The 7,329-nt window shown below is 47.7% G+C and carries 6 protein-coding genes; all 6 read right to left on the reverse strand.

All coding sequences use genetic code 11. The features are described 5' to 3' along the window. Positions 1-484 precede the first annotated feature (484 nt). From J3P35_RS21855 to J3P35_RS21880, 6 genes are read right to left on the reverse strand one after another with little or no spacing between them, the layout of a single operon-like run. Positions 485-1,612 (reverse strand): glycosyltransferase, encoded by a 1,128-nt coding sequence (locus tag J3P35_RS21855; protein ID WP_210466880.1) that lies wholly within the window; start codon positions 1,610-1,612, stop codon positions 485-487. A 3-nt stretch (positions 1,613-1,615) separates the two neighbouring features. Then, a complete protein-coding gene (locus J3P35_RS21860) occupies positions 1,616-2,581 on the reverse strand; it encodes a glycosyltransferase family 2 protein (RefSeq protein WP_210466885.1) in 966 nt (321 codons plus the stop codon). 7 nt (positions 2,582-2,588) lie between these two features. Then, entirely contained in the window at positions 2,589-3,125 is a 537-nt protein-coding gene (locus J3P35_RS21865; protein WP_210466881.1) for a DUF4199 domain-containing protein, read from the reverse strand. Between the two features lie 16 nt (positions 3,126-3,141). After that, the gene (locus tag J3P35_RS21870) at positions 3,142-3,660 is read right to left on the reverse strand and encodes a DUF4199 domain-containing protein (RefSeq protein ID WP_210466882.1); all 519 of its coding nucleotides are present in this window, start codon (positions 3,658-3,660) and stop codon (positions 3,142-3,144) included. A 16-nt stretch (positions 3,661-3,676) separates the two neighbouring features. Next, positions 3,677-4,957, reverse strand: coding sequence for a dihydroorotase (locus J3P35_RS21875; RefSeq protein WP_210466883.1), 1,281 nt, complete (start codon positions 4,955-4,957; stop codon positions 3,677-3,679). Continuing rightward, a complete protein-coding gene (locus J3P35_RS21880; protein ID WP_210466884.1) occupies positions 4,941-6,905 on the reverse strand; it encodes a BatA domain-containing protein in 1,965 nt (654 codons plus the stop codon). The genes J3P35_RS21875 and J3P35_RS21880 overlap by 17 nt, the downstream gene beginning before the upstream one ends. Between the last annotated feature and the right edge of the window lie 424 nt (positions 6,906-7,329).

The raw sequence follows: 7,329 nt of genomic DNA on the forward strand, positions 1-7,329 counted from the left end.
GGAAGGGAGTGCAAAGGTAAGGAGAAGTTTCTAATCCGCAATAGATGCGGAAAACTTTTTCTTTCCTTTTGCGTCTACCCTAAGTTCTGCGTCCCTCCCCTGCCGGGCGGGCTGCAAAGGTAGCAAAACTCTTTCAGCTTCCAAGGGCTTTCTTCTGGAGAAGGTCCCTTTTTGCCGTTCCCTGCCGGAGCCTGAGGCGTAACCATAGTGAAGGACTAGAGGGTTCCGGGAAGGAAGTTTTTTTCCAGCTTTGCCTTTCTGCGGGATGGGTCCCGGTTGGACCCTAGGCAAGAACCGCCATGAGGTACCTGGAAGTTCCCGAGGGAGAAAGTTTTATTACTTAACTGTTGATCTTTTCCAGCTATGGCATTTTAGGCCTCAATCCCCAGGTCCTTATAACAGAAGAGGCAAGGTGTTGATTACCTTGCCTCTTCTGTTTAGCGGCTCCTTTTACTATAATAAGGATAAAAGATGTTTGCCCTACTTACAACCCTACTACCTCAGTTATAGCGGTAGCCAATGCTTCCCAGGTATACTTCTTCTTTTCCTCCCGAATGTTCTCCTTCATCTCTAAAGACTTCTGCTCTTGGTAAAACTTATCTATGGCATCGGCGATAGCTGATGGGTTGACATCAACCACATAGCCTACTTTCTGATCCGGGATCATTTCCACCAGCCCTCCTACTTTAGTGACAATCATAGGTACTTCAAAGTGGTAGGCAATTTGGGTCACTCCGCTTTGGGAGGCATGTCTGTAGGGTTGCACAACCAGATCCGCGATGGAGAAGTAGGCTTTTACTTTCTCATGGGGAATATACTCGGTCGCCTGGATGACGCTTTGCTGTAAACTCCCCTCGTCTATTATCTGCTGGTAAGTTTCCGGTGACTCATAATACTCTCCAGCTATTATCAGCTTTATGCCTCTTTCCTTTAGTCTCTGGTCTTGCATGGCTTGCAACAACAGATCCAGACCTTTGTAGTGTCTGATGAAACCGAAGAACAGCAGGTATTTTCCTTCCGGCAGGTTAAGCTCCTTTAGCGCAGCCTCCCTGGATAACTTTGCCCCGTAAGTGTCATAGATGGGATGGGGCTGACTTACCACCGGTTTGCTTTTGTTGAAATGCTTCAGCTCCTCAGTCACGGTAGAAGACATTGTGACAAAGGCATCACAGGCATCAACAAAGTATTGTGTTAATGCTTTATCCCCGGGGCGCTTCTCGTGGGGAACTATATTATCAGTAAGGGCTACAACTTTGGTGTGCTTGTTGCCCTTGATGATTTTAGCCACGGTGCCTAAACTAGGGGCCATAAACGGTAGCCAATACCTGAACAGCACCAGGTCTGGTTTCTTCTTCCTTATTTTATAACCAAGACTGACCCAGGTGAGGGGATTGATAGAACTCAGCTCCTGGTGGATGGTCAGATCTTTGGGAGCGGGTCCGTCTTCGTACTGAGACTTGCCCGGAAATAGAACAGAAGGGTACTGGGTAGTGAAGGTATAGATTTCCACCTGATGCCCCATCTGCTGCCAGGTGCGGGCCAGGCTTTCACCGGAGGCCGCAATCCCTCCCCTGAAGGGGTAAGCCGGACCTACAAGAACGATATAGGCCATAGACTAGAACCCGATGTTGTCGCGGATCAGGTATTCATCTTTGCGTCTTCCGGCCAGGGAAATCATCTCGGCCAGGAAACCGGCCAGGAACAACTGCACCCCTACTATCACGGCTACCAAGGCCAGGAAGAACAGGGGTTGGTCGGTCACGTCTCTTACTGGCATGTTCTGGAAAGAGTAGTACACCTTCTCAATGACTAACCATGAGGTAATCAGGAAACCGATGAGGAAGGAAAGCGTACCCAAGCTCCCGAAGAAGTGCATGGGGCGTTTCTTGAACCGCGATACAAAGGTGATGGACATCAAATCAAGGAAACCGTAGACAAAACGCTCCAGCCCGAACTTGGTGGTGCCGTATTTCCGCTCGCGGTGCTGCACTACCTTCTCGCCAATTTTCCCGAAGCCGTTCCACTTGGCAATAACGGGTATGTAGCGGTGCATCTCGCCGTATACTTCAATGCTTTTCACCACGCGCGCATCATAGGCTTTCAGGCCACAGTTAAAGTCATGCAGTTTGATTTTGGAAATCTTGCGGGTAGCGGCATTGAAGAGTTTGGTGGGCAGGGTTTTGCTCAAGGGGTCAAAGCGCTTCTTCTTCCAGCCGGAGACCAGGTCAAACCCATTTTCCACAATCATCTTGTAGAGATCAGGGATCTCATCCGGGCTGTCCTGAAGGTCAGCATCCATGGTGATCACCACGCGGCCCTGAGTTTCTGCGAAGCCCACATTGAGGGCCGCCGATTTACCGTAGTTGCGGTTGAACCTGATGCCCTTAAGATTGGGATCATGCTGCGACAGTTCCTGAATCACTTTCCAGGAATCATCGGTACTACCATCGTCAATTAAAATAACCTCATAAAGAAAACCGTGCAATACCATTACACGGTTTATCCATTGGGTAAGCTCTGGCAGTGACTCTGCCTCGTTAAGAAGTGGTATTACCACCGAAATATCTACGCTGTTCTGCATGAAAATTTTACTCAAACTCCGGTTGGCTTCTCTTCATGATAGCCGCAATGATAAGGGATAAAATGAAGGCTATAATTGGCAACCCAATAATTTGGTTTATTGCTTGCCTTAAAGCTGTCGTTTTATTTTCTAGATCCTCTATAAACTTGTCCATTTGCTCTTCAGGCAGGTTAAATCCTTCCATCATCTCAATTTGGGCCTGTTTCATATTTTCCAGAACAGATGGGTCAATAAACTCAATGTAAAAATATGAAACAATTGCTGTTAAGATACCTGCAACTAAACCAGCCAAAGTACCTATGCCAAGACCTTGGCTATATTTCATAAAACCATTGTTGTTTGCTTTGAAGTATTTATAGGCAAACACTATTCCCACAATTAGAATCACAAAGCCAATCAGGCCTACTTTCCAATTAGTACTTGTATAAGTAATGTAAGTAATGACTTGAAAGAACACGTATACTAGCCCTATTATCAAACCATATCTTACACCCACAGAAGTTGGAGTAACAGTTGACTCTTGCATGATTGCTTGTTCGTTCATGATTATGGGTTTTAGGTTATTTTCTGAAAAACACGCCTAAAACGATACTTATAAAGAAACCTGCCACCATGCGGTTCACAAAGCTGATCTGCGCCAAGATGTAAGGATTCAAATGGTTTAAGTTCTGATAGGCGTTCTTGTAATTTGCTTCCCCCATCACCTGAGTCAACTCCTTTTTGGTCAACTCCATCCTTTTCTGACTCAATATAACATATTCCTGTATCATTTCCTGACCCGCGAAAACCGAGTAGATGCACAGGAGCAGCGCCGTGGTAAAGGCCAAGAAAAATACGGTCATCAAACCCACTTTGAAAGCCTTCCCAAAACCCAATTCTGTGTCATGGAATTTCCTAAAGTACTTGATAGCCAGGAAAGTGAAAACAGGAACAAAGATTAGCGTAGAAGAGTACTCGCTGGTATTATCATACGGGTTCTCAAATCCAGCTAAGGCCAGAATAAGGATGTAGATAAAACTTACAATTGCCCCGGTAACGCCATACCTGATGGCGGTATTAACAACAGCTCTGTCAAACATTGGTCTTGTCTTCTCTCTAATTCTGGTAAGCCGGGTTCTTGGTGAATTGCCCATTCATGTAGGTGCCAAACACGCAGCCCTTCAATTCACGCCCTAAGAACGGACTGTTCTTCGCCGCCGAGGCATTCAGTTGTTCCTCAAAAACCCAGGTTTTGTCTGGGCTGAAGAAAGTAAGGTTGGCAGCGGCGCCCTCGGACAGGCCAGGAACAGGTAAGCCTACAATCTCCCTTGAACCTATAGATAGTTTCTGGATCACTTCTCTCCAGGAAAGGTGAGAGGCCAAGGTCTCGTTTGCAACGGCGTAAGCAGTCTGCAGACCAATAATGCCGGCATCGGCTAAGTCAAATTCCAGCTCCTTCGCTTCCTCGTTCCAAGGCGTATGGGCAGACACGATAGTGTCAATGGTACCGTCCTGCAGACCTTCCAGCAGGGCCTTGCGGTCTTCCTCGCTTCTGAACGGAGGTGTCACTTTGTAATTGGTATCAAAGGGCAGGATCATTTCATCGGTGAAGGCGCACTGGTGGGCGGCAATATCGCAGGTTACGTTCAGGCCCTGTTTTTTGGCGGCTCTCACGGCATTCACGCCCGCGGCGGTAGACAACTGGGTAAGATGAAGACGGCCACCGGTGTACTGCAGCAACTGTAAATCACGGGAAATCTGCACCTCTTCGGCGATGGCCGGAATGCCTTTCAGGCCCAGGCGGGTACTGGCCGTTCCCTCGTGCATCTGTCCGCCGTTGGCGATCTTTCTGTTTTGAGGCTGATTTATTAAAACTCCCCCGAAAAGCTTCAGATACTCAAAGGCTTTGAGAACGGTGTCCTCGGCCTGCAGCGCATCAGAACCATCTGTAAAAGCAATGGCACCCGCGGCTTGCAGGTCCAGAATCTCGGAAAGGTCTTTCCCGTCCAGGTCATGCGTCACCGCAGCTAAAGGATGTAACCGTACAAAGCCGGAAGCGGAGATGTTCTTCAAGTAATCCACAGACGCGCGGGTCTGTGTCACGGGGTTGAGGTTAGGCTGGCAGGCTACCTCGGTGAATCCGCCGTAGGCTGCGGCTTGCATGAAATTCTGTAAGGTCTCGCGGTGCTCATAGCCGGGCTCCCCGGAAAAAGCGATCAGGTCAAACCACCCGATAGAGCAGTGCAGACCCTGGGCCGAGATGGTTTGCACCTCATCGGCCTCAATTGAAGAAGCTATTTGTTTTATCTTTCCGTCCTCCAGCAACAGGTCTACTACCTGCCCGTCAAACGATGATGTTGAATCAACTATGGTAACCGCTTTAAATAACAGATCCACTTTTCTTGGTGCTTAAGATGATTGCCTCTACCACGAGACACAGAAAACACAATATTAGGCAATATTTCCAAAGGGATGGGCCACCAGTTTCCTTTTGCAGCTGTTTTTGCAAGGATACCCGCTCTTTCGGTTCTAATACCTGAATGCTGCCTCCATGGTCCGCGAGGATCTCCTTCAGTTCATCCACTGTATAAGCCTCCAGTTTAGACTCGGCCCGGGGAATATTCAACGCAATGCTTGAAATGGTTTTCCCATCCCGTAAAACGCTGTAGAAACCAGGACGGCCCAAGTCTTTGGGCAACGTCAGAAACAATTGGTTCTGCCGCACCCGCTGATCGGGGATGAAGGTCTGCCCACCTATGCTCAAGGCATAAGGTTGTTTGGAGGCCAGCTCCTGCTCTAGGGGAACAGTGATGTTGCCATTGTTGGGCTGGTGAGACAACACAATCCTGGAGGCGTTGGTAGAAAGCGCCAGCTGGTACAGCACCGGAACAAACAACGGATGCGCCACAATGGAAGAAGCCATAGTGATGGGGGCGGCAAACAAATGTACGTTTCCGTTCCCTACCCTGAAGGTACTCAGGAAAGGGGCATTATCCGTGAACTTAAGAATGGTGTGGAATGAGCTCTGCCACCTAAGCACCGGCTTGGCCTCGGGCATCTTCATGTTTTTGACCTCTTTTTCAAAAATCTGCCGGAAAAATGCATCAGACATATCGGGCTGCTTCAGAGGCTTGGCACCCGTCTCCTTGCTTTCTTCACTCACGCCCTGCAAACCCAAGCTAGCCAGGAAGCTCACTGTAGATTGCTGCGCCTGGCCATCGGGGATAAGCAGAACAGAACCTCCACCGTTTACCCAGGATTTAATGCTAGTGGCCAACGCTGATGTTCCTCCATTGGCAGGTATGTCAATAATCCATAAACCCGGGTTCCCAGCAGAACTTTGGGAGAAGTTAAAAGCAGGTTCCGATTTATAAGCCTGGACAATGGGATCATTGCCCCCTTGAGTTCTGGACACCTTGATGTGCACCGAGGAAGGTTTAGGCAGAATAATGAAATATTGGTTGTCAAAAGAAGTAGCCGGATCCTCTACACTGAAAGTGATCTGCTTTTCTGCATTGCTGTTCAATTGAATCCTGAAATGAGCGATGGCTTTCTGCGCAGGATCAAGGAGCACCTGGGTAGCGCCCAAAAGCTTATCTCCTTCAGAAGCGCTCACCTTTATCTGACTACTCTCTTTGAGTAAGCTACTAGCCAACCTCACGGAGATACCTGCCAGGGCATTGGGTAAAAGAATAGGCTGCTCCAGCCAGACAGAATCTATGTAAATATTCGAGACCACATCGTTGGCCAGTGATACCAAAGTAATGGATTGCTCTTTGGGCAAGCTCTTCAAGAACTCAGGTGAATAAGTGGATTTCTGGAAATCTGAGAGCAGGTAAGAGGTAGTAGATCTACTGGTAATTCCCAGTTCATCTACCAAGCCTTGGGGGGAAGTAAAGGTTGTTTGCCCCTCCGGTGTATTCACCGTATCGGCTCCCGAATTCCTCTTTTCAGGGTTCTTTGAATTATTGCTGGCTCCTTTGAGAATGTCACTGGCTGCGTCAAAGGCGATTTCAGCTTTGCTGCGCTCTTTCTCCAATGAGGCACTTTGCATGCTCCAGGAAGTATCCATCACCACTGATACTTTATCTGGCGAGACCGCACTATTGTTTTTGGTTTGGAACAGAAACAACAAAAACGCACCTAAAGCGGATGCCACAAAAAACAATCTTAAGAGAAGAAGCAGATAATTATTGATCCGGCGGACAGACTGCGTTTTGGAGATAAGTGCGGTCAAAAACTGAATGTGGGAGAAATCAAGCTTTTGCCTCAGCCTTAACCCGAAGAAATGGATAAGAATCAATAAGGTGGCAGCAATGGCTGATCCGGATATGAGAGGAAGCATCTACTAAAAGCTGTTTATATGTGAAGGTACATAATTGCTTTTAGAACTAATAACGAGTAAGATCTGGTATATGGCCGAAGAAGATTATGCTGATTTCCATTTAGGCAGTAAAGTTGAAAGTGTTCAAGGCCAACTTGCTTAAAACTGTGATCAATAAAAAGGCCTGCTCTTCCAATTGGAAGAACAGGCCTTTCTTGGTCTTTATTATAATATACAGAGCTTAGGCTACTTTTTCTAATAAACCCCTCCTGTTATAATCAATAGTAGATAGGTAGCCTACAGAAGGATAATAACAAGGTTTACAGAGTAAAAGCCCCCTCCATCCCCTGTGATCCCCTGTAAACGCAGAAGCCCCATCCTGCAGTAGCAGAACGGGGTTCTAAAAAAGGGGGTTGGCGGCTACCTACTCTCCCGCGTGTGACCG

Source organism: Rufibacter roseolus, from assembly GCF_017916365.1.
Lineage (GTDB): Bacteria > Bacteroidota > Bacteroidia > Cytophagales > Hymenobacteraceae > Nibribacter > Nibribacter roseolus.